An 18,554-nucleotide genomic window follows, 5' to 3' on the forward strand; every position below is an offset into this window, starting at 1 on the left:
AGGGCGAAGGACAAGGCCGCGCGCAGTTACCGCGAGCGCCCTGGTTTCTGGGGCCTTGTCGCGTTCTGTGCCCGCGGTCCACGGTGGTCCGGCGCGCGCGAGCGCGTCTTGGCGGGGGATCGGCGCCGCACGCTGGCCGGCTTCGGCGCGAACACCTCGCTCAGGGACGCCGCCGTCGCTGCGCGGGCGATCCATCGGTCGAGCTCCGCAGGAGCCGTGCAGGCATCGATGTGAGCCTGCTCATCCGCCGTCGGTGACAGGCCGCGCGCTTCGAGCACGGCGAGCAGCGCCTCCTGCTTGCCCTCGATCTTGCCCTCGATCTTTCCCTCGGCCCGACCACGCTTCTCGAAGAAGAGCCGGAAACGTCGAGACGCCGGGGTTTCAGGGACTTTGCTCGGATCCATGGCCATCTCCCTGAGCGCGGCCAGCATGGCGTCGCTCAGCACCGCGAGGATCGCACGCGCCTGCGCGTTCCGCAACGGCTCGTCGGCGAGGTGCTTTTCGGTCAGCTCCAGGGCGCGCATCACGATCCTGCGCGCGGCCGGCCCGCGGCGGTGGTGTACGGCCCACGCGGCGAAGAGCGCGAGTTCCGGGTGCATCGGATCGAGCAGCGCCTCGACGCGTCGGCCTGCCAGGAGCAGCACCCGCGGCGTCAGCTCGAAGCGCGTGCCGAGCTCGCCCTGGAGGTGCGCGACCCGCTTCGCCCAGGAAGCCACGCGGCGGCTGGCCGTGATCACGAGGACCTCGCCCATTGCCTTCTCCTGATGGACAAGCACGCTGACCGCAAGCGGCCAACTCCTCCGCTTGCGCTCATCGATGGAATTCTGGACCTCGACCATCAGCCAGCCCCGCTGTCGCGAGCGCAGGAGCAGATCCGGACGAACCTCGATGGCTTTGGTGAAGCGCACGGTCGCATCGATCACCTCGGCCGGCACGCCGAGCGAGCAGCCGGTGAGCTGGTGGAAGAGATCGGCGAGCAGCGCTGGACGATCCCGAAGCGCGACGACGAGCACCTCGTGCGGAGTCCCCGGCATCCGCCTGTCTCTACTCGAAGGGAGCGAGGTTGGCGAGCCGCGATGTCGCGAATCCGATCCTCCGCCGGACAGGGCCGTCGCTCGGACCGACGACGTGGAAGCGACCAATTCTTGCTGCTCGTGATGAATTAGCCAGAGCGCGTGTAATGAGACGCGGCGGGCGCCAGGGGCCACACGCACAGGGACTGCGGACAACTGCCTTGCCTGTCGACGTGGCAACGCTCGCTCCCCGGGCACCTGCCGGTGATCCTCTCGATTCCGGCGACTCCCTCTGGCGGCCGCCACCCCATCCGCCGCGTTCGCCACCCCTCCCGCCGCGAAATTCCCTGCGTTCGCCGCCTTCTCCGCCTGGCACGCCTTTCGCGAAAGGGCTCCGGCATGCAGGCCACGGCGCTCACGTTCTCTCTGCTCGGGCTCGACGCGCACCCCATCCGGGTGGAGGTCGACTCGGGCCGCGGTCCGTCGTTCTTCCAGATGGTGGGCCTGGCCGAGGCGAGCGTACGCGAGAGCCGCGTGCGGGTCCGCGCCGCGCTCCAGCAACTGGGCATCGAGCTTGACGAATATGTGATCACCGTGAACCTCGCCCCGGCAGATCTCAAGAAGAGCGGTGGCGCGTACGACCTCGCCATCGCGATCGCCGCGCTCGCGGCGCTCGGCAAGGTGCCCGCCGAGGGGCTCGACCGGATTGGCCTGCTCGGCGAACTGTCGTTGAGCGGCGCGGTGCGCCCCGTGCGCGGCGTCCTGCCCGCGCTGCGCGGCGCGGCGGCGCAGGGGGTCACGCGCGCGATCGTGCCCCAGGGCAACGCGCGCGAAGCGGCGAGCGTGGCTGGTATCGACGTCCTCATCGCGGAGCACCTGGGCCAGGTCGTCGCGCACCTCCGCGGCAACAAGCCCCTCCCGGGCGCAGGGACCCTGGCCTCGATCCACGCGGAGCCGAGCGCTGCAGCCGCAGATCTCGCGGAGGTCCGCGGCCAGCACGGGGCGCGCCGCGCCCTCGAGATTGCCGCTTCCGGGGGACACAACCTGATCATGGTCGGCCCGCCAGGCAGCGGAAAGACCATGCTTGCTCGGCGCCTGCCAACGGTCTTGCCGCCGATGTCCTACGACGAGGCGCTTGATATCACCGCGATCCACTCCGTCGCCGGGCTGCTCTCCCCGGACAGGGGCCTCGTCGCGATTCGCCCGTTCCGCGCCCCGCATCATACCGTGAGCGCCGCGGGCCTCGTCGGCGGGGGGGATCCCATCCGCCCCGGCGAGGTCTCCCTGGCCCACCATGGGTGCCTGTTCCTCGACGAGCTGCTCGAGTTCCGCCGCGGCGTCCTCGAGTCGCTCCGCGAGCCGCTCGAAGAGGGCACGATCGCCCTTTGCCGCGCCCGCGCCCGCGTCGTGTTCCCGGCGCGTCCGATCCTGGTGGCCGCCATCAACCCCTGTCCGTGCGGCTTCCATGGCGACCGCGGCAATCGCTGCGCCTGTTCCCTCGATCGCGTCCGCGCCTACCGCGCGCGGCTGAGCGGGCCGCTGCTCGATCGCATCGATCTCCACATCTCCTTGCCGCCCGTCGATGTCGCTCACCTGTGCGCGCCGCTCGCCGATGGCCGCTCGTCGCTCGACGCGCCGGAGAGCTCCGCGGCGGTGCGGGCGCGCGTGGTCGAGGCCCGGGCCGCGCAGCGCGCGCGCTTCGAGGCGGGGGAGGTCGCGGCGACGCACAACGCCGAGCTCGGCCCGCGCGATCTCGCGCGCGTCGCCATGCCGGACGCGACCGGCGCCCGCGTGCTCGCGTCGGCCGTGGAGCGGCTCGGCCTCTCGGCGCGGGCGTATACCAAGGTGCTGCGGGTCGCCCGCACGCTCGCCGACATGGACAGGAGCTCTGCCGTGCGGGCAGCGCACGTGGCCGAGGCGATCGGCGCGCGGCTGTTCGACCGCGAGGCCGCCTGCGGGCCGGCGCCCGCCACCACCGCCGCGGGCGCCTGAGCTCGCCGCAGGGCCAAGGATCACCGCGCCCGCAGCGATGCGGGCGCGATCGCGGCCGCCCCGACGGCCGCGCTGCATCGTCTGTCCGCGCGCTCGGGGGCGCGCACGTTCAGCACGCAACGGTTGAACCGCAACAAGCAACGAACGCACGTCGAAAAGGAGAGACCGAGATGATGACCGAGATCGCTGAGAAGCTCCGCACCGTGAAGACCGTCGTAGGCACCATCGAGAAGCAGTTCGGGAAGGGCGCGATCATGTCATTGAACGACGAGAACCAGACCCGGGACATCGGCCTGATCCGGACCGGATCCCTGTCGCTCGACGCGGCGCTGGGGATCGGGGGATACCCGCGCGGGCGCATCGTGGAGATCTATGGCCCGGAGTCGTCGGGGAAGACCACGCTCACGCTGCACGCGATGCGGGAGGCGCAGCGCGCGGGCGGCGTCGCCGCGTTCATCGACGCCGAGCACGCGTTCGACGTCACGTATGCGCGCTCGCTCGGCGTCGACATCGACAGGCTGCTCGTCTCGCAGCCGGACAACGGCGAGCAGGCGCTCGAGATCGTCGAGATGCTCGCGCGCTCGAGCGCCGTCGACGTGATCGTCGTCGACTCGGTGGCTGCGCTCACGCCCAAGGCCGAGATCGAGGGGGACATGGGCGATTCGCACATGGGCCTCCAGGCGCGGCTGATGAGCCAGGCGCTGCGGAAGCTCACGGGCATATGCCACCGCACCGACACCACGCTCATCTTCATCAACCAGCTCCGGCAGAAGATCGGCGTCGTCTTCGGCAATCCCGAGGTGACGACCGGCGGCAATGCGCTCAAGTTCTACGCGAGCGTGCGGCTCGACGTGCGCCGGGTGGGGCCGGTGAAGGTGAGCGACGAGGCCATCGGAAGCAGGACGCGCGTCAAGGTGGTCAAGAACAAGATGGCTCCTCCGTTCAGAGAGGCCGAGTTCGACATCCGGTGGGGAGCGGGCATCGACGGCGCGGCGGATCTCATCGACTTCGCCTGCCAGCTCGGGGTCGTGGAGAAGAGCGGCGCGCACCTGTCGTTCGCGGGCGAGCACATCGGGCAGGGGAGGGAGCGCGCCCGCGAGGCGCTGCTCGGCAAGCCGACGCTCGCCTCGTCGCTCCGCGCCGCCGTCGACGCGGCGGCGCCGGCGCGCGCCAACGGCAGCAACGGCAGCGCGGCGATGGATTGCTGATCTCGGGGCGGCCGGCGCGCCCGGCGGCTCGCCGCCGCCGGCGCGGCCGCTCTCGCCGCGCGACGACGCCGCGCCTCGCGAGAGGCGCAGGGCGGCGGGCGCCGGCGGATGGCGAGCGACGGCAGAGACGACACGGACAAGAGAACGACAGCAGACGACAACACAGAAGCGAACTGGAGCATGTCATGAACGAAGGACTGAACAAGGTGATCCTCATGGGCAATCTCGGCGCGGATCCGGAGCTGCGCTACACGGGCAACGGCACCCCGGTGCTTCACCTGCGCATGGCGACGAACGAGTCGTTCGTGGACAGGAACAAGGAGCCCAAGGAGCGCACCGAGTGGCACAGCATCGTGTTCTGGGGGCCGCGCGCCGAGGCGCTGGCCAAGGTGCTGACGAAGGGGGACGGCGTGCTCATCGAGGGTGGGCTGCGCACGTCGAGCTACGAGAAGGACGGGATCAAGCGCTACCGCACGGAGGTGATCGCGCGGGATCTCCGCTTCGCGGGGCGGCGGGCCGCGTTGACGGAGCCCGCGCCGGGTCCGGATGACGACGGCGAGCCGACGCAGCCCGGGGCGGGCGTGCCGACCACGGCGCGGCTCGGGAAGAACGGCGCACGGGGGCGACCCCCGGAGGTGCCTGCGCTGGATGAACTGCCGTACTGAGGCGGTCCGTCCGGACGGGCGCGAGGGCGAGGCGGCTTGTCTCGAGCCGCCTCGCCGCGTCCCCAGCATGCCTCGTCTCACCCGATCGGCGACATTCCCCTCCTGCGGTCGCCACTGCGGCCCATCGAGCTCCAGCGCTCAGCGATTGGCGTGCTGCTGGATTCCGCCGAGGCCAGCTTCCAGACCGACGCGTCACGATGTCTCCCTTCACGGACGCTGACGCTGCGCGCCAGCGTTCGCGAAGGGCTCGACGCGCGCGAGGCGCGCGAGGCAAACGACGACCGATTCGATGACTTCAGGTCGCCATCACGCGGTGGACAGTATCCGGCAGTGCCGTCTGAAGAACTCTCGTGTCCTACATGAACACAGAAAAGTGATTGAATCGATGGATAACGTGCTCGAAGTGTGTTGACGAATGCCGTGCTTTGGAAGTAAACACTGGATGCTAGGCTCGACGCGACCAGGTGCGATTCTCTGGCTGTACACGATCGACCTCCTCAACCGAATCTGCTCGGCCTGCGGAACTGCAACGTGGTAACCGTCAACCGAGGTACTTCATGCTCAGCAATGCGGCTCGCTTTCTGATGGTATCTGCTGCTTCTATCGTCGCGCTCGGCTCTGCCCCGGCCGACGCGTGCTCCCTGCTCTCCGCCGGAGCGCTCGACTTCATCGCTGCCGGTACCCCGGCGGCGACCGGGGCCGTCTTCTTCACGAGCGTTCAGAAAGAGGAGTTCTGGTCCGACCCGGACCCCGTGGTGGACGCGGCGAACGACACGGCCAACATCTCCTATTACTGGGGTTCGACGAGCCCGAGCTCGGAGAAGTACTACTCCGAGTTCACCAAGACTCCGAGCCTCGTCTCGCTGGTCACGAGCGTCAGCAGCATCGCTGCGGGCGACGTGCTCGTCCTCAACAAGACGGCGTCGTACGGCGGGCACACCGTGATCGTCACGGGCCCGGCGGTGCAGCTCACGACCCCCATGAACCCGATCCACGCGACCACAACGCAGTGGGCGTTGCCGATCGCTGACTCTACCACCTCGGTCCACGGGTGCAGCACCATCTACAAGGACAGCCGGTGGACGGGCACGTGCACCAACTTCACCGCGGGGCCGGGGACGGGCTACATGCGCCTCTATGCCGATGCTGCCACGGGGAACCCGATCGGCCACTCGTGGAGCGTCACCTCGGGCGCCACGGTGTACTGGACGACGGGGAACGGGGCGCGGCCCTATGTGATCGGCAGGCTGAACTCCTGCCCGCTGCCCGCTCCGACCCCCTGAGCCGGCGCGGCCGCGGCGCAGCGGCGCGTTCACCGGGCGATCCTGAGGGCACGCGCCCTCAGGATCGCCCTCTCCCCCCTTCGGCGTTTACGGCGTTCCGCCCTTCTCGGCCGCCGCGGGCACGCGGCAGAGCTGGGCGATGCCCTTTCCGCTCAGCTTCTCGCGCGTCAGCTCGAACTGCGGCACGTACATGCAGAAGCGGCCGCCCTTCTCGGTCGCGATGCTCGTTCGACGCGAGATCATCTCCTCGAGCTCCGAGCGGCTGATGGCCTTGTCCGTCTTCAGCGTGTCCGAGACCTTGAGATCGACCGCGTTCGGGCAGCTGACGCTGGCGGCGACGGTGAGGTTGGGCTTCACCTTCTCCTGACCTTCGCGGTAGTCAGCACCTGGCCCGGCCTGGCCGCCCGCTTGCGCCCTGCCGGCCTGGGCGCCTTCGTGGGGCTGGCTGCCGGCTTGAGCGCCGCCGGCATGAGCCTGGGCCTGGCTGCCGTCGGTATGGCCCTGCTCTCCCGCGCCGCCCCGTCCCAGGTTGCCGCTGCCGGTCTGGCCGCCCGACGGCTGCTGCGACTTGCCCGCCGCGACGGGATCGATCCGACCGTTCACGGAGGCCGTGTAGGTGCACCCTTCCTCGACAGGGAACGAGATCCGCTCCTGGAGATTCATCGCCTGTTTCTTCTGACTCTGCCCCTGCTGCTGCGTGCGCTGTGCGCCGCTCGGGCTGGGCTTGTCGCCCTGATGCAGCGCGCCGCCCTGCGCCGCTCCCGGCGAGCCCGATTCGCGTTGCTGCGACGAGCCCGATTCGCGTTGCTGCTGCGAGCCCGTGCCGCCCGTCTGTGCTGCCGCGAGCGCCGGCACGACCGCGAGCGCTCCCATGGCGAGCGCGAACTGGATGGACCGATTCGATTTCATATTACCCCCAACCGTAGAATCTGCTTCCGATCGTACTCACCACCGCCGCGGGCCGACCGCCCACTAGGCGGCTTGTTCCCAGACCTTCCTTGACAGCGCGTCCTTGATCCACGCGAGGTGCCGCTGCTCATCAGTGTAGTTGCGCTCGACGATCGCGCGCGCTTCGGCCGTGAGCGACTCGTCCAGCGCCGCCTGGTATTGCCGGTTCGTGAGCTCCTCGTTGCCGCGCATGGCGAGGAGCGCGCTCTGGTCTCCCTGGCTCGTGATCGCCGTGAACCCTTCGATGAGCTTGCCCTTGAGGTCGCGGGTCTGTGCCGCGATGCCGCCGAGCGACGTCACATGCGCGGTCAGATCCACCACGTGGCGCGCGTGATCGTCCCTGAAGCTCGCGAGCCTCTCCCTGGTATGAGCGTGCTCGCACGCCTCGATGGCGCGGTCGTAAGCGGCGATCGCGTCGCGATCGAGCTGGATGAGGTCGTTGAGTACCTCGATGACGTCTCTCGCCATGATCGACACTCCTTCCGGGATCCCGCTCCGCTCGGACCCCACCGCCCACCACCTGGGGCATTTGCGTGGGGGCGCAAGCCATGCGCACGTCGTCACCGGAACTTGTGGTCGCCGTTGCCGCGCCCGGCTCGGCCGCCGCTCGAGGCTGCCGATGGCGGCCGTGGCGGGCGGTCCGGCATCCCGAACGGCCCGGCAACCTCGACCTGGCACGGAGCGTGATACACGCCGAGAGACGGGAGACCCTGACAGCTTCTGTGGACCGGCGCCGCCAGCGCCGGCGCCCCGGGGAGATGGGATGTGCCTATGAAACGCTCTCTTGGCCGCTCGATGCGCGCCGCGCTCGCGCTGCTCCTCGCCGCCTCCGCGGCTTGCGCCGAGGGGCTCGCGAACGCGCCCAGCATCAACCGCGAATGGACCGCGGACGACCGTGGTCAGGACGCCATCGCGAATGGCCCGGGCTCCTGCCCCAGGGAAGGGCCCGATCCGCTCTCGCCCCCCGGCGAGCTGCGCGAGATCTGTCCCAAGTCCGCTCCGCCGAGGCTGCCCAACGCCGCCGCGTCGCCCTGAGCGCAGCCGGCTCGCGCCAGAAAACCTCGCTGCGTCCTCTGACCTCACGTTCGCGCGCGCAGGCGCGCGCGGCGAGCTCGGCACGAAAGAGGTCCTTCTGCGGTCGACCGCTTCCACGATTCGACCGCCCGTACGTGGTTGTGCCTGCCAGCGCGAAGGCAGAATGTCCCGGCCGAGGCGAACTGCCTCATGCAGAAGGAACGATCGCCAGGGCTCCGTCTGCCTCTACGGCTCGGGCGCGCCGGCTCCCGCCGTGGCGCCCGCTGCGGGGGGGCGACTCCGCCGCTCGCCCGCGGGGCACTCGCGGTGCCCGGCGCCTGCCGCGTCGACCGTGAGTTGGCCGGTCCGTCGTGGCTGCCGCGCGGTCGGGATGGTGATGGGCTCCTCGATGAGCTCCGGCGCCAGGGCGCCGCGGGCGGGGACGAAGCGCGGCTCGCCGGGCTTGCGGTCGTCGGCCACCTTCCACGCGCGCGGCACCTGCCTCAGCCCGACGGGATAGAGGGTGAGGCCATCGCGGTGGACGTGAATCCGCAAGAAGTTCTTGTAGTCCTGGATCCGGAGCGCCGAGAACGCTTCGTTGCCGTGCCGCCGCGCGACGTTGAGCGAGATCAGGAGATACACGCCCATGATCGTCGACCCGACCACGGCGCCGGTGGCGCCGACGAAGAGCGTCACGCCGAGCAGGCTCCACATGGACGGGAGGTCCCGGACGTCGACGCCGAGCAGCGCGCCGCCGAGGTGCGCGAGCCCCAGCGCCGCCCCGAGGTGCGCGAGCGCGTGGAGCGAGCCCGCGAACCGGCGATACCAGGTCTTGTAGGTGTCGGTGAAGACGATGAACACGAGCACGACGACAAGGACCCACCCCACGGCCCCCGGCCCGGGACGGGGCAGCGTCAGGGAGGAGAGCATGTAGACGAAGGCGGCGGCAGGCCAGAAGCCGAGGTTGTGCCGAGCGAACCACAGGTTGCGCCAGGCGAGCCGGCGCGACTCCGACTCTGACGGAAACGAGGCGCGCAACATATAAGGGCGCTGGTCGGCGCCCGCGCCGGAGCGGACCACGGTGACCGGCTCGCCGTGGGTCGGGTGGAGGAACGCGCCGCCGCCGCCGGCGATGACGTTTTGCCGGCCGTCCGCGGACTCGTGGCGGCGATAGTGGTGCAGATCTCCGGCGATGCGCGCGACGATCTCGACCCCGGGCCGCGCGTCGGCGAGCTGCTTCTCGAAGAAGGCGAGGTTGCTCTGGAGCTCTGGGTTGTAGATGGCGCCCTTCACCCAGTCGGGCTCGGCGGTGCAGAGGATCACGCGATCGCCGTCGCGCATGTCGTGCGTCGCCAGCCTGCAGAAATACTCGATCTGCGGCTGGTCGATGTCGGACTCGAGCTGGATGTCGACGCCGAGCAGCCAGAAGCCGTGGGGCAGCTTCAGCGCGAAGTAGCTCCGCGACTGGAACGTCTTCCAGGCGCCGAGCGTGCGTTTCTGGCCGAAGAGGCGCATGAAGCTCATCAGCCCGTCGTACCAGTCGTGGTTGCCAGGGATGGCGAACAGGTGCGGCGCCTCCGTGACATCGGCCTTCGGGAGCGCGGCCGCGTAGGGCTCGACGAGCCGCGTCCAGTACGCCTGACGCGTGGCCGAGGGGTAGACCTGGTCGCCGCCCATGATGAGCACCTCTCCGCGCCTCGTCTCCCGGCCGCCCAGCGAGAGGACCGGCCGCGCGAGGAGGGTGGCGATCGCGTAGGTGGGGTTGAAGCCATCGCCCGTGTCCGCCACGTAATCGATCCAGAGCTCGTCGCGCATGACGCCGCTACGGGCGGCGTAGTCGAAGGGCGGCTGCGGCCCCGCGATCGCCTCGAGGAGGCGGAAATCGCCGCGTGCGCCCATCAGGCGGGAGACGGTCATGTCGAGCGCGGAGCGGGCCAGCTGGAAGGGGCTGTACCAGCAGGTCATGACGCTCCGCTGGAGCGCCGCGAGCCGCTCGCGATCCGGGCGATCGATCATCCGTCCCTCCGCTCAAGGGAGGTTATCACCGCCGGAGCGCCGCGCCGCCTCGCCCGCGCGCTTCCGCGGGGCGCGACGACGTCGTGGGCGCTCCCGCTAGGCGAGATCACCGCCCTCCTTGAGGCAGCCGGCGAGCTCGCTGAGGAGCTTGTCGGTCGCCTCCAGACCGCTCGTGAAGGCCTCGCCCTCCTTGGCTCGGCGGGTGAGCCGCATGTCGGGCGAGAGTCGGTAAGGTGAGCTCTTCGGCTGGACCAGCTTGAGCACCTTGGCATGATCGAGCGGGGTGTCCTCGCGCAAGTGCAGCGTCACGCCCTTGGCGCTCGCCTCGCATGCCAGCGCCTTCAGCCGGCGCAGCTCGGTCTTGAGCCGCATGAGATGCACGAACCGGCGCGCCTCGAGCGGAGGCGGGCCGAAGCGATCCTCCATCTCGACCGCGAGGTCCTGCACGTCCTCGGTCGAAGCGGCACCGGCGAGCCGCTTGTAAAGGGAGAGGCGTACGCCTACATCGGAAATGTACTCTTCTGGCAGAAGCGCGTCGGCGTCGAAGGAGAGCTCGGTGTCGACGTCGTGGATCACGGGTTCGCCGCGCAGCTCGTGGACGGCCTCGTCGAGCATCTGGCAGAAGAGCTCGAAGCCAACCTGGGCGACGGTGCCGCTCTGCTCGGCGCCGAGGAGGTCGCCGGAGCCGCGCAGCTCCAGGTCGAGCGAGGCGATCTGGAAGCCGGAGCCGAGCTCGGTGTGGCGCTCGAGGGCCTCGATGCGGGCGCGGGCCTCGTCGGTCATGGCGTTCGGGGGCGGGACGATGAGGTAGCAGTAAGCGCGCTCCTTGGAGCGGCCGACGCGGCCGCGCAGCTGGTAGAGCTGCGAGAGGCCGAACATGTCGGCGCGGTCGATGAGGATCGTGTTGGCGCGGGGGATGTCGAGGCCGCTCTCGATGATGGCGGTGGCGCAGAGGACGTCGTAGCGCCCCTCGACGAAGTCGAGCATCGCCTGCTCGAGGTTCTGCTCGCTCATCTGGCCGTGGGCGACGCAGATGCGGGCGCTCGGGACGAGCTCGGCGAGGCGGGCGGCGCGCTCGTAGAGGCCCTCGACGCGGTTGTAGACGTAGAACACCTGGCCGCCGCGGCCGAGCTCGCGGAGGACGGCGTCGCGGAGGACGGCCTCGTCGTGGCGGGTCACCACGGTGCGGATGGCGCGGCGATCGACCGGGGGGGTCGTGATGATCGACATGTCGCGGAGGCCGGAGACCGCCATCTGGAGGGTGCGGGGGATGGGGGTGGCCGAGAGCGTGAGGACGTCGACGTTGGTCTTGAGCGCCTTGATGCGCTCCTTGTGGGTGACGCCGAAGCGCTGCTCCTCGTCGACGACGAGGAGGCCGAGCCGCTTGAAGTGGACGTCCTTGGAGAGGAGGCGGTGGGTGCCGATCACGACGTCGACGCTGCCGTCGCGGAGGCCGCGAGAGACCTCGTCCTGCTCCTGCTTGGTCTGGAAGCGGGACATGACGCGGACCTCGATGGGGTAGGAAGCCATCCGGGATCGGAAGCTGAGGTAGTGCTGCTGCGCGAGCACCGTGGTTGGGCAGAGGACGGCGACCTGTCTGCCGGCGTTTGCGGCGCGGAAGGCGGCGCGGATGGCAACCTCGGTCTTTCCGAACCCGACATCGCCGCAGACGAGGCGGTCCATCGGACGGCCGGACTCGAGGTCGGCCGTAACCTCGGTGATCGCCCGGGCCTGGTCGGGCGTCTCGTCGAAGGGGAAGGTCGCTTCGAAGGCGCGGTAATCATCGTCCGGCGGTGGAACCGGCTCCGCCGTGGCGGCGCGGCGCTCGGCGTAGAGGCGGAGGAGCTCGTCGGCCATCTTGCGGACGCTCTTCTCGACCCGCGCCTTTGTCTTGGCGAACGTCTGCCCGCCGAGCCGGTCGAGCTTGGGGGTGCCTTCGCCGCCGCTGAATTTCTGGATCTGGTTCAGGCGGTAGACCGGGAGGTAGAGCTTGTCGCCGCCGGCGTACTCGACGGCGATGAGATCGACCGTGGTTGAGCCGACCTGCTTGTGGACGAGGCCAAGGTACCGCCCGATGCCGTGCTCTACGTGGACAACGTAGTCGCCGACGCCGAGGTTGCGGAGGTCCTCGAGGAAGGCCTGCGACGGCTTCGTGGAGGAGGCGGCGGCGCGTGCGGCGCGGCGGTGAGCGCGGGCACCGAAGATTTCCTCCTCCGTGACCAGCGCGAGCCCCTCGGCAGGAGCGATGACGCCGCGCGCAAGAGAGCCCGTCACGACGAGGGCCGTGTCGCGCGGAGACGCGGAGCTGCTGCCATCGAAGAACGCGGGGTCGAACGGACCGAGGTTGGCCTTCACCCGCACGTCGCGATGGCGGAGCAGGGCGACGAGGCGCTCAACCTGGGTCTGCGCGCGTGCAGCGATAAGCACTCGTAGGCCTGCTTCTTGCCAAGCGACCACGCGACGAACGAGCGGATCGAGAGCGCCGTGCTTGCCGCGTGACGCACGGGCGGTCTTGATGGCGCGCTCAAGGTCCGACTGGTCGCGCGTTGCGAGCGACGGGATGTCCTCAGGGACGACCTCGAAGCGCTCCAGCGAGTTCCGGTTTTCCGCAGCACCCTCAACCCCGGTGCGGTGCAGGGCAAGCACGACACGCGCGCCGAGCCACGAGGCAACGTGTGCCTCGTCCTCGTAGAAGGAGGTCAGCGGGAAGTGCGGCTCACGGTCTTTGTGGCTCCGATCGGCCGCAGCGCGACCGAGCTCGTTGCGCACGGCGGCGGTGACGGAGGATGGGTCCTCAAGGAGGATGAGCGCGTCGTCGGGCAGGTATGACGTGAAGGAGGCGAGGTCGATGAAGGCAGGCAAGTAGCCTTCGGCCCCGAAGAAGGCGCGGCCGCTCGCGACGTCGTCGACCAGGGCGCGCGCCTTGGTTGAGGGGAAATCAATGACGTCACACGCGGCCCGTACCCGCTGGCGGGCCCGCTCGACATTGGCAGGCGTGAGGATCGCCTCACGCGCCGGCGGGAGCCAGACCTCCTTCACGTCGGCGACCGTGCGCTGGTCGTCGGGGTTGAAGATCTTGATCGATGCGACGATGTCTCCGTAAAAATCGATGCGCACCGGCAGCTCGGCGGAAGGCGCCCAGACATCGAGGAGGGCGCCGCGGACGGCGAAGGTGCCGGGGTCTTCTACGAGGGGGCTGCGGACGTAGCCCGATGCACCGAGGCGGGCCGAGAGCGCGTCGCGATCCATCTCCTGCTCGGCGATGACGAGCTCGGCGTGTTCGGTGATCTCGTCCCTGGGTACGACCTTGCGGGCGAGCGCGGCGATGGGGCAGACGAGGACCGACCAGGGGAGGTCCATGCCGAGATGGAAGAGCGTGGCGAGGCGGGTCTGGGCGCCCCGCCGGTCCGGGTTGACATCCGCGTAAGGGCTGGCCTCGTTCGGCAGGTAGAGAAGGACGCGGCCGAACGTGGTCGAGCCGGCGGCCTCGGCGTCATCGGCGTCCCGATCGACGAGCAGGAACGAGGTATCGGCCGCCAGAGCGCGGGCGCTGTCGACGTCGGGAGTGAGGGCGATGATCCGGCGCCCGGCGGCGGCCGCGACGAGGCGACGGATGACGAGGGCACCGGCCGAGCCGGCCGAGCCTGTGACATGACGGGTGCCCGGCGGCGCCGCGGCGAGCTCTGCGGCGAGCTCACGGGGCGTGACGACCCTGCGGTCCGCCGGGAGGTCGAACGACGGGAGCGGCTCGAAGTCGGCCGGCGTGGAGGCGGGCGGGCCGCTGGCAGCGGTATCGTTCGAGGCGCTGTCGTCGACATGGCCTGAGAGCTCGGCGATCGTGGCGCTGAGCGGGGAGCTCGAGGTGGAAGTGAGGGAGCGCTCGGGGGGCATCGGCGCAGCGCGGTCTAGCATAGGCGGCGCGATTCGACCCGCGGTCTCGACCCGACCGTGGTTCGCGCCGCGCGCGGGGCACAACCCCACCCTGCCGCGGCCGGGGACGCAACCCCACCGTGCTGGGAGCGTATTTCGTGGACGTCGCAGCGGGGGCGCTACGAGCCGCGCGCGCCAGCTCGGTTCCGGTCCCGAATCGCCTCTCTGATACTCCTGGTTTCCGATCTCAAAATAATGGTGTCGACGTCGCTGGTCCTGCGTCTATGCGGCCGCAGGCTTGCCCTCGTTAACGGTGACCCCGTGGAACACGCGCATCCACCACGTGCCCGCAGGGAAAGTTACGCTGCGTACACCTGCGCGCCATTGATTGATCGAATGTCGGTATGCGATGCGAAAGGCTCGTACGGCCGCGATGGCGGCGTTCTTTGCGTCTGTCTGCCGGCGACCGACTGCGAATGTTGGATTGAGATCGCGAAGTGGCTCGATGCTCGTTGCTCGCTCGTAAGGAGAAATATTCGTCGCGCGCGCAGCCCCGAGGAAGCCAAGCCTTTGTCGCTGTAGCGCAGCGTGAGCCTGTCTCTCGTGCAGCTCGATCCGTCCTGTGATCTCGTGGCGAAATTTGTCGGCGTTCGAATCGCTGATCGACGGTGGAAGCGTGATCGCAAGTGCTACGTCGGTTGGCCATTCGGGGTTCTGTGGATTGAAGTATATTTCAGGGCGTCGGGCGCGCAGCACGCCGCGGCCGATGTCGCCGACGAGCACCTTGGCTCCTGGCCACTCATGTGCATGCGGTACGAGACCAGCAGCGACCGGATTTGCGAGCGTATAAGCGATCTTCTCCACCAGGGCGTCCCGTGTTGCTAGCCGTACCACGCTCGTTGCTCGATCGTCCCACACCGACCCCTCCCACGCGCGCAAGATCTTGGTCCCGAGAGCGACAAGTCGATGGAATCTCTGAAGAAATCGTGGTAGTTCGCCGTGTGTGTCTGTGACAACGATATGAATGTGCGTGGACATCACGCAGAGGGCGTGTACGAGGATACCATAGCGATGGGCCGAGACCGCGAGGGTATAGATCACGAGCCGTGTGATCGCGGAATCGGGGCGGAAGAGAAAATGCCTTCGCAGTACACGGCGGGTGAGAAGATACGTAGCGCCGGGGACGATCGCACGAGGCTGGCTCATGCCTGACGGGTATGTCAAGCGCCGTGCCAGACTCAAAATCCGCCGATTCTTGAGGATCGGGGTGATCGAGCCGGTGGCGGCCGCCATCCTCTTCGCCACCTGCGCCACCCAATGGTCAGGTCGGGGGGCAGAGCAGAGCGTGTGCAGAGCGCAACGTCAGTCGAGCGCGACGTCGCAACGTGGCTCGGTAGAGGGCGGCTGCTGCGAAGGCGATGCATCGTGGGCCGGTAGCAAAACCAAAGAAAGAGCTCAACAGTTCTACAGATGGACCCCGCCTCCCAGCGATACCCCCCACGTAGTCGCCCCTCGCTGCCCGGTCAGCCCGGACGGCGCATCCAGGTTGACGGCAACCTGGGAGCGTACGAACACCGGCTGGAATTCGACATTCGCATACAAGATCGCTGCCCACTGTGAGAAATCTCTCCCTGCGAGCGGCGCCGACTGCGCGAGCATCTGCACTCGCACTCCGGGTGTCAGCGGACCCATCCGCAAGCCCGCGTGAGCGGCGGCCACGACCGCCAGCCGAGACGGGTTGGAGTTCACGGAAACGAGCACGGCTGGATCCAGCTCAGCGCCAACGATCACCGGCATGGACAGCTCCGCCCGGCTGCGGAGCAACAGCGCGATCGGAATCGCGTTCGGTGCCCACATCCAGTAATCCGCGAACCCGCGCGCGGCCGTAGCTACCGCGTAGTTGTATTCGACCTCCGTATTCTTCGGGATGGTGCCAGGGAACGTCGTCACCGGCGGTGCAACCCCGACCCCGGCATAGATCGAGCGGTTTCGCTCCTCGAGAAGCGCCGCCTGCACGGTCACGAACGGATTCCCGAAGCGAAACGACGAGCGCCGCGCCTCGCCCTCGATTCGAAACGTGGTCCAGGCCGAGGTGACGTCCGTGGTCGCGAGCAGCCAGCTGTTCAGGCGAACGCCCGCCGCCACCTGCGGCGCGACATGAATCGTAGCCACCGTCCGGTCCTGCGGCGAGGCTGTGAAAATGCCGTACAGCGCAACGTGGCCGCGGCCACCAGGTCGCGACGGAATGTCCCCCGTCGTCTGTGCCCAGCTCGGCGCCCCGCCGACCGAGGCAACCACGGTGACTGTGAGCGCGAGCCCGCGCGCTCTCCTCCTCACTTCGTCCTCCGGAACTTCTGCACGCCGCGACCCCTCAGGCTGGTGACGTAGACGCTGCCGTCGTGCCCCACGGCGATCCCGTGCCCCCAGTCGATCTCCCCGGGACCGTCCCCCGATGTGCTCCACCGGTCCACGATATTCCCGTCGAGGCTCATCCGCAGCACATGCCCCCGCGGCCGCGCTGGATCCTGATCGCCTCCGTCTACAACGTAGATGTGCCGGTCGGATCCGAAGGCGATCGCCCACGGTCGCCCCAGCGCGGGGCTCTTCCACTGCGCCAGGTAGTGGCCGTTCGCGCTGAAGACCTGAACACGCGCGTTCTCCCGGTCCGCCACGTAAACGCGCCCCTCGTCGTCGGTGACGATGCCGTGGGGCGTGTCGAGTTGTCCCGGCCCGAAGCCCTTCTCGCCCCACTCCATGACGAACTCGCCGTCCTCGGAGAAGCGCGCGATCCGCGCATGGTTGTAGCCGTCCGCCACGTAGATGTCGCCGTCCAGGCCGAAGGCCACGTTGGTGGGCCGGTCGAGCTGCTCGGGGCTCGTCGCGCACCCGATATCCGCGAGCAGGACGAGGATCCACACACCGATGCCCTTCATGGCGCCTCGCCGAGGGTCATGACCACATCCCCCTCCGCCGTCAGCTTGAACACCCGGTTCTGCTCGGAGTCCGTCACCCAGACGAAGTCGTTGCGATCCACCTCGATCCCGTGTGGATAGAAGAACAGCCCCTCTCCCCACGCGTCGAGCAGCTCGCCCGTCTCTGGATCGAACGCCAAGATCGTGGGTTCGCGGATCGGCGCGTCGTTCCCTGACGTACGCCCGGCCGCATGGCTCACCAGCACGCGCCCTCGCGTGTCAACCGCCACATCAAGCGCTGGGCCGAACACCATCCCGTCAGGGACACGCGGCCACCCGTCCACCACCGCGTACGGCCCTGCGGGCGCGTCGTCCGCCGTCGGCGGTCGCGACGTGCACGCCCCCGCAAGCGCCAACCCTACCAGCCAGCGGCCCCCGCGCTGCGCCCCGGAGACCGACGTTGCGTTGCGAAGCAGCCACCCCATGACCCAGGATAACAATGTTATCCTGGTGGCGTCAACGGGCGAGGCGCGGACGTGGCAGGATGGTGGGCATGGGTGTGATGGATGCCGATGAGCCGGTGGAGCGCGTGTTCATGGCGCTCTGCGAGGGACGGCTGACGCGGGACGAGCTGACGGCCCGCAAGATCGCCGCATTCCTGGGCCAGACGACGATGGTGCTGTATCACCACTTCGGCTCGCTCGACGGATTCCTCATTCGCGTCGATGGCCTCGGGTGGCGGCGGCTCGCGGAGCGCCTCGATGCGCGAGCGCGCGCTGGCGCCGATGCGCGGGCGCTTGCCGTCGGTTACGTCGAGTTTGCGCTGTGCCATCCGGATCTGTACTGGCTGATGGCTGAGCGCCGCTTCGACCGTGCCCGCCTGCGCGAACAGGGGCGCCTGCGGCTCGCGCGCCCTCTTTGGAGCTCATTCGTCGAGCTCTTGCGCCATCACGGCAGCAGGCGGCCCGAGGAGGATACCTACGTGCTCTTCGCGGGCCTCCATGGCATCGCGATGCTCGCGCTGAGCGGGCGCGCCAACGTCGGGCACGCCAACCTGGGTGAGGTTTCGTCCGCGTCCGGGGAAATTGCATCCGCATTGATTTCTTCCAGCCTGGATGGAGACCCGCATGGGGCTGGTACCCCACTCAACCCTGGTGAGGATCCCAACCTGGGTGAGGGACCCGCCCCCGGTGAGGATCTCAACCTGGGTGAGGGGTCCGCCGCCAACCCGGGTGAGGGCCCCGTCGGAGGTGCGGAGGTGGCCTTCGCCGCGGCACGCCGTCTCGCGGACCTCGTGCTCCCCGACCGTCCACCCGAGCCGCCCGCCTCCCAGGCGAGCCGCGACCGCGGCGGCCCCGGGCGCCGCGCCTGAGCCGTCCGCCCAGGCGCCTGCCGGCCCCAGGACGCTCCGCGCGCGACGCACCGGCCTCTGGCACACGGCTCGCCGGCCAGGAAGAAAGGGAAATCGCGTCGACGTGCGCCTTCGCGCCGGGCGCATCCCTCGCGCGGCGCGGGGCTTGCGCTGGCGTTGCGCGAGACCGACCCCAGCACATCGCGCCCGTTCGCCGGACCGGCCTCGCAATGTCGGGGAAATCGGCACGTCCTGCGAGCTCGCGGCATCTATCTCCTTTCG

Annotated in this window: 15 protein-coding genes; 6 read left to right on the forward strand and 9 right to left on the reverse strand. The window is 69.2% G+C overall.

Features of this window, described 5'->3' with window-relative positions; all coding sequences use genetic code 11:
- Nucleotides 1-26: 26 nt before the first annotated feature.
- A complete protein-coding gene (locus WME95_RS14720; protein ID WP_437909012.1) occupies nt 27-1,208 on the reverse strand; it encodes a hypothetical protein in 1,182 nt (393 codons plus the stop codon).
- Nucleotides 1,209-1,412: 204 nt separating this feature from the next.
- On the opposite strand from WME95_RS14720, the gene WME95_RS14725 reads away from it, so the two are divergent.
- The 4 genes from WME95_RS14725 to WME95_RS14740 all read left to right on the forward strand — a co-directional run bounded on the left by WME95_RS14725 (nt 1,413) and on the right by WME95_RS14740 (nt 6,161).
- The gene (locus WME95_RS14725; protein ID WP_437909013.1) at nt 1,413-3,005 is read left to right on the forward strand and encodes a YifB family Mg chelatase-like AAA ATPase; all 1,593 of its coding nucleotides are present in this window, start codon (nt 1,413-1,415) and stop codon (nt 3,003-3,005) included.
- Nucleotides 3,006-3,175: 170 nt separating this feature from the next.
- Nucleotides 3,176-4,213 carry a recombinase RecA gene (recA, locus tag WME95_RS14730; protein WP_437552452.1) on the forward strand — a complete coding sequence of 346 codons (1,038 nt, stop codon included), beginning with the start codon at nt 3,176-3,178 and terminating at the stop codon, nt 4,211-4,213.
- Nucleotides 4,214-4,398: 185 nt separating this feature from the next.
- Nucleotides 4,399-4,878 carry a single-stranded DNA-binding protein gene (locus WME95_RS14735; protein WP_437552454.1) on the forward strand — a complete coding sequence of 160 codons (480 nt, stop codon included), beginning with the start codon at nt 4,399-4,401 and terminating at the stop codon, nt 4,876-4,878.
- Nucleotides 4,879-5,462: 584 nt separating this feature from the next.
- On the forward strand, nt 5,463-6,161 hold the full coding sequence (locus WME95_RS14740) for a hypothetical protein (RefSeq protein ID WP_437909014.1): 699 nt from the start codon (nt 5,463-5,465) through the stop codon (nt 6,159-6,161).
- An 87-nt stretch (nt 6,162-6,248) separates the two neighbouring features.
- Here the strand turns inward: WME95_RS14740 and WME95_RS14745 are convergent, their stop codons facing one another.
- Complete coding sequence (locus WME95_RS14745; RefSeq protein WP_437909015.1) at nt 6,249-7,070, reverse strand: hypothetical protein; 822 nt, start codon at nt 7,068-7,070, stop codon at nt 6,249-6,251.
- Nucleotides 7,071-7,133: 63 nt separating this feature from the next.
- A complete protein-coding gene (locus WME95_RS14750) occupies nt 7,134-7,577 on the reverse strand; it encodes a ferritin-like domain-containing protein (RefSeq protein WP_437552457.1) in 444 nt (147 codons plus the stop codon).
- Nucleotides 7,578-7,880: 303 nt separating this feature from the next.
- On the opposite strand from WME95_RS14750, the gene WME95_RS14755 reads away from it, so the two are divergent.
- Nucleotides 7,881-8,144, forward strand: a complete 264-nt coding sequence (locus WME95_RS14755; RefSeq protein ID WP_437552458.1) for a hypothetical protein — start codon at nt 7,881-7,883, stop codon at nt 8,142-8,144.
- A gap of 225 nt (nt 8,145-8,369) precedes the next feature.
- On the opposite strand, the gene WME95_RS14760 is transcribed toward WME95_RS14755, so the two are convergent.
- The 6 genes from WME95_RS14760 to WME95_RS14785 all read right to left on the reverse strand — a co-directional run bounded on the left by WME95_RS14760 (nt 8,370) and on the right by WME95_RS14785 (nt 17,121).
- Nucleotides 8,370-10,139 (reverse strand): metallophosphoesterase, encoded by a 1,770-nt coding sequence (locus WME95_RS14760; protein ID WP_437909016.1) that lies wholly within the window; start codon nt 10,137-10,139, stop codon nt 8,370-8,372.
- A 96-nt stretch (nt 10,140-10,235) separates the two neighbouring features.
- Nucleotides 10,236-14,051 carry a transcription-repair coupling factor gene (gene mfd, locus WME95_RS14765; protein ID WP_437909017.1) on the reverse strand — a complete coding sequence of 1,272 codons (3,816 nt, stop codon included), beginning with the start codon at nt 14,049-14,051 and terminating at the stop codon, nt 10,236-10,238.
- A 240-nt stretch (nt 14,052-14,291) separates the two neighbouring features.
- Entirely contained in the window at nt 14,292-15,215 is a 924-nt protein-coding gene (locus tag WME95_RS14770; RefSeq protein WP_437910986.1) for a transposase, read from the reverse strand.
- Between the two features lie 258 nt (nt 15,216-15,473).
- Nucleotides 15,474-16,181 (reverse strand): hypothetical protein, encoded by a 708-nt coding sequence (locus WME95_RS14775; protein ID WP_437909018.1) that lies wholly within the window; start codon nt 16,179-16,181, stop codon nt 15,474-15,476.
- A gap of 161 nt (nt 16,182-16,342) precedes the next feature.
- Nucleotides 16,343-16,942: an SMP-30/gluconolactonase/LRE family protein gene (locus WME95_RS14780; RefSeq protein ID WP_437909019.1), complete on the reverse strand. Its 600-nt coding sequence runs from the start codon at nt 16,940-16,942 to the stop codon at nt 16,343-16,345.
- Nucleotides 16,939-17,121 carry a hypothetical protein gene (locus tag WME95_RS14785; RefSeq protein WP_437552463.1) on the reverse strand — a complete coding sequence of 61 codons (183 nt, stop codon included), beginning with the start codon at nt 17,119-17,121 and terminating at the stop codon, nt 16,939-16,941. Before WME95_RS14785 ends, WME95_RS14780 begins: the two co-directional genes overlap by 4 nt.
- 353 nt (nt 17,122-17,474) lie before the next feature.
- Between WME95_RS14785 and WME95_RS14790 the strand changes: the two genes are divergently transcribed.
- Nucleotides 17,475-18,293 carry a TetR/AcrR family transcriptional regulator gene (locus tag WME95_RS14790; protein ID WP_437909020.1) on the forward strand — a complete coding sequence of 273 codons (819 nt, stop codon included), beginning with the start codon at nt 17,475-17,477 and terminating at the stop codon, nt 18,291-18,293.
- The last annotated feature ends 261 nt before the right edge of the window (nt 18,294-18,554 follow it).

The organism is Sorangium sp. So ce327 (assembly GCF_051530205.1).
Classification (GTDB): domain Bacteria; phylum Myxococcota_A; class Polyangia; order Polyangiales; family Polyangiaceae; genus Sorangium; species Sorangium cellulosum_B.